Annotated in this window: 5 protein-coding genes; all 5 read left to right on the plus strand. The window is 67.4% G+C overall.

Translation table 11 applies throughout. From position 1 onward, the window contains the following. Window positions 1–74: 74 nt before the first annotated feature. The gene (locus ACRDUX_RS09000) at window positions 75–545 is read left to right on the plus strand and encodes a Na(+)/H(+) antiporter subunit C (protein WP_526413063.1); all 471 of its coding nucleotides are present in this window, start codon (window positions 75–77) and stop codon (window positions 543–545) included. Beyond that, complete coding sequence (locus ACRDUX_RS09005) at window positions 542–2137, plus strand: Na+/H+ antiporter subunit D (RefSeq protein ID WP_526413065.1); 1596 nt, start codon at window positions 542–544, stop codon at window positions 2135–2137. Before ACRDUX_RS09000 ends, ACRDUX_RS09005 begins: the two co-directional genes overlap by 4 nt. Beyond that, window positions 2134–2703, plus strand: coding sequence for a Na+/H+ antiporter subunit E (locus ACRDUX_RS09010; protein ID WP_526413067.1), 570 nt, complete (start codon window positions 2134–2136; stop codon window positions 2701–2703). The genes ACRDUX_RS09005 and ACRDUX_RS09010 overlap by 4 nt, the downstream gene beginning before the upstream one ends. Beyond that, window positions 2700–3005: a monovalent cation/H+ antiporter complex subunit F gene (locus tag ACRDUX_RS09015; protein ID WP_526413069.1), complete on the plus strand. Its 306-nt coding sequence runs from the start codon at window positions 2700–2702 to the stop codon at window positions 3003–3005. Before ACRDUX_RS09010 ends, ACRDUX_RS09015 begins: the two co-directional genes overlap by 4 nt. Continuing rightward, a partial coding sequence (gene mnhG / locus ACRDUX_RS09020; protein WP_526413071.1) for a monovalent cation/H(+) antiporter subunit G occupies window positions 3002–3338 on the plus strand: 337 nt, incomplete at its 3' end. The genes ACRDUX_RS09015 and mnhG, both read left to right, overlap by 4 nt.

Raw genomic sequence — 3338 nt, forward strand, 5'->3', positions numbered from 1 at the left:
CTCGTGCTCGACGTGCTGCGCAGCCTCGGCGCACGCGTCGACGTCGAGATGGCCGAGGACACCCAGGTGGCGCGATGACGACGTACCTCGTCCCGCTGATCCTCATCGGCGGCCTCACCAGCACCGGGGTCTACCTTCTATTGGAACGCAATCTGACCCGAATGTTGTTGGGGCTGTTGCTGGTCGGCAATGCCGTCAACCTCCTGATCCTGACCGTCGGCGGGCCGTCGGGCAATCCGCCGGTCCGGGGCCGGACCACCGGGGGCGAGACCGCCACGGCAGACCCGTTGGCGCAGGGCATGATCCTCACTGCGATCGTCATCTCGATGGGCATCGCGGCGTTCGTGCTAGCCCTGACCTACCGGTCGTACCGGCTCTCGAGGGCCGAGGAGGTGGCCATCGACCCGGAGGACGCCCGCGTCTCGCAGCTGTCGGAACGCGCGGCCGCCGCCATCGAGGAGGACGTCCAACACCCCGATGCGCACCGTGACACCGACGAGCCAGACGAGCTCGACGCGCTGCCCGGCCACGACGGTTCCCGATGAGCGCCTCGACGGTGCTGACGCCGCTGCCCGTGCTCATCCCGACGCTCGCCGCGGCCGCCACGTTGTTCGCCGGTCGCAGGCCGCGGCTGCAGCGCGCCATCGCGGTGCTGGCCCTGGTCGCCGTGGTGACGGTATGCGCGACCTTGGTCTACCTGGCCGACCGCGACGGCACCATTGCCGTGCACGTCGGCGGATGGGGCCAGACCGTGCCGGGCATGGGCCCGCTCGGCATCGTCCTGGTCGTGGACCGGCTCTCGTCTTTGATGCTGCTGGTGTCGGCGATCGTGCTGCTGGCGGTGGTCTTCTACGCCATCGGGCAGGGCATCCGCGACGGCGACGAACGCCAGCCCGTCTCGATCTTCCTGCCCACCTACCTGGTTCTGTCGGCAGGCGTGTGCACCGCATTCCTGGCGGGCGATCTGTTCAACCTCTTCGTCGGCTTCGAGGTGTTGCTGTCGGCGAGCTTCGTGCTGCTGACCATCGGCGCCAGCACCGACCGGGTGCGCGCAGGCATCGCCTACGTGATGGTGTCGATGGTGTCGTCGTTGATCTTCCTGATCGGCATCGCGCTGATCTACGCGGCGACGGGCACCCTCAACATGGCCGAGATCGCCGTCCGGCTCGACGACGTCCCTTCTGGCACCCGCAGCGCCCTGTTCGCGGTGCTCCTCGTCGCGTTCGGCATCAAGGCGGCCGTGTTCCCGCTGTCGACATGGCTTCCCGACTCGTATCCCACGGCGCCCGCACCGGTCACCGCGGTCTTCGCGGGCCTGCTGACCAAGGTCGGCGTCTACGCCATCATTCGCGCGCATTCGCTGCTGTTCCCCGGCGGCGCGCTGGATCACGTGCTGCTGGTCGCGGCCGTCGTGACGATGCTCGTCGGCGTCTTCGGTGCGTTGGCGCAGAGCGACATCAAGCGGCTCCTGTCGTTCACGTTGGTCAGCCACATCGGCTACATGGTGTTCGGCATCGCCCTGTCGAGCGAACTCGGCATGGCAGGCGCGATCTACTACGTGGCCCACCACATCGTCGTGCAGACCACGTTGTTCCTCGTCGTCGGCCTGATCGAACGCCAGGCGGGTGCATCCACGCTGCAACGTCTCGGTGGACTGGCGGCCGCCAGTCCGGTGCTGGCCCTGGTGTTCATCATTCCTGCGCTCAATCTCGGTGGCATCCCGCCCTTCTCGGGCTTCATCGGCAAGGTCGCACTGCTCGAAGCGGGCGCCCAGGACGGGTCCGGCCTCGCCTGGATCCTGGTGGCGGGCAGCGTGGTGACGAGCCTGCTGACGCTCTACGTGATGACCAGGGTGTGGACGAAGGCGTTCTGGCGGGACCGCGCCGACGCACCCGAGGGCGACCTGGCCGACGCGACGCCCTCCTCGCTGATCGACGACTCCGAGGAGGACGTCGCCTACGCCGATCGCGACGACGTCGGCCGGATGCCGGTGGGCATGCTGATCCCGACCGGCGCGCTGATCGCCGTCGGCCTGACGCTCACCGTGTTCGCCGGTCCCATCTTCGGATTCAGCGAGCGCGCGGCCGCGGAAGTCATCGACCGCGGCCAGTACATCTCGGCGGTGCTCAAGCCATGAGGAAGTTCCTGCTCCGAGCCTGGATACTGTGCTGGCTGATCCTGGTATGGATGTTGCTGTGGGGCAACGTCTCTGCAGCGAACATCCTCAGCGGACTGGCGATCGCCCTGGTGATAACGCTGTTACTACCGCTACCCTCGGTGCCCACCGAGGGCCGGTTACATCCCTTGTCACTGCTGCGACTCGTCGCGCAGGTCGCCTATTACCTGGTGCTGTCCTCGGTGCAAGTGGCCTGGCTGGCGGTGAAGCCCGGGCCGCCGCCGCAAACCGCGGTGCTGCGGGCACACCTGGCAATCAAGTCGGACCTGGTGCTGGCACTGGCGGTCAACACCATCACCCTGATCCCGGGGTCGATCGTGCTGGAGATCGACCAGACCCGCCGGATGATCTACGTCCACGTGATCGACGTCGGGTCCGACAAGTCGGTGGAACGCTTCTACCGCCAGATCTCCGAATTGGAGCGGCTGATGATCGCGGCGTTCGAGCGAGATGTCGACTGGCGGCCGTCGCCTGACGAGCGCTTGCGTGAGGAGACAGAAGGCGCGGAGAGGGAGGCCCCCCAATGAATACCGTCTGGACCATCTCGGCGGTGCTGTTGACCGCGGCCGCCGCCATCACGATGTACCGACTCCTCGCGGGCCCAGGCACGCTGGACCGGTTGGTCGCGCTGGACACCTTCGTCGCGGTGACGATGTGCGCGATCGGGACCTGGGCGGCGTACAGCCTGGACACCACCGTGACCTACAGCCTTACGGCGCTGGCCCTGATCAGCTTCGTCGGCTCCATTAGCGTGGCGCGCTTCCGCGTGCGGGACATTGACCGAAGTCGCGACCGTGACGCCGACCGCTCCGATGGGAGCCCGCGATGACGATCGGCGGCGTCCTCGACGTGCTGGCCGCGGTGCTGGTACTCAGCGGATCGGTCCTGGCCCTGACGGCAGCGATCGGCGTGGTGCGGTTCCCCGACACGCTGTCGCGGATGCACGCCGCCACCAAACCGCAGGTGCTCGGTCTGCTGCTGGTGCTGATCGGCGCGGCCATCCGGCTACGCGGGCACCCTGATGTCGGGATGTTGATCTTGGCGGGCCTCTTCGCAGTCATCACCGCACCGGTGGTCGCGAACAGGGTTGGGCAACTCGCCTACCGTGAACAGAGCTTCCGCGACGATCTGCTGACGAAGGATGAGATGGCCGACTATGACG

It is taken from the genome of Mycobacterium sp. (genome assembly GCF_050701675.1).
Taxonomy (GTDB): Bacteria; Actinomycetota; Actinomycetes; order Mycobacteriales; family Mycobacteriaceae; genus Mycobacterium.

What these genes read in the sequence shown, in the direction of transcription:
- ACRDUX_RS09010 (WP_526413067.1), top strand. Translation starts at nt 2,134, where the DNA reads ATGAGGAAGTTCCTGCTCCGAGCCTGGATACTGTGCTGGCTGATCCTG.
- ACRDUX_RS09015 (WP_526413069.1), top strand. Translation starts at nt 2,700, where the DNA reads ATGAATACCGTCTGGACCATCTCGGCGGTGCTGTTGACCGCGGCCGCC.
- ACRDUX_RS09005 (WP_526413065.1), top strand. Translation starts at nt 542, where the DNA reads ATGAGCGCCTCGACGGTGCTGACGCCGCTGCCCGTGCTCATCCCGACG.
- ACRDUX_RS09000 (WP_526413063.1), top strand. Translation starts at nt 75, where the DNA reads ATGACGACGTACCTCGTCCCGCTGATCCTCATCGGCGGCCTCACCAGC.